This is a genomic window from Micrococcus sp. GbtcB5 (assembly GCF_019091605.1).
Taxonomy (GTDB): domain Bacteria; phylum Actinomycetota; class Actinomycetes; order Actinomycetales; family Micrococcaceae; genus Micrococcus; species Micrococcus luteus.
In genome coordinates, this window is the sequence record NZ_JAGXJK010000518.1 from 1 (window position 1) to 234 (window position 234).

The window sequence follows — 234 nt, forward strand, 5'->3', positions numbered from 1 at the left end:
CCCACCCCGACGCTGAGGACGTTCGCCGCGTCCGCATCCAGGATGCCGAGTCCCCCCGCGGCCCTCCAGCCCCGGTTGGGGAGCAGTCGGAGGGCCGTGGCGGCCACGGCCGCCAGGAACGCGGCGATGACCCCCTGCCCCGGCGGGGAGACGTGCCCCGCGGCCGGCACCTGGAAGGAGGCGGAGGGGGGCCCGCCGGGGGGGGAGCGCGCGGACGCCCCCCCCCGCGGCGGG

General features: G+C 81.6%; 1 pseudogene. It reads right to left on the reverse strand.

Going from position 1 to position 234, the window contains the following annotated elements:
* Positions 1–234: pseudogene (locus KVS67_RS13325) on the reverse strand (hypothetical protein); the annotation flags it as partial.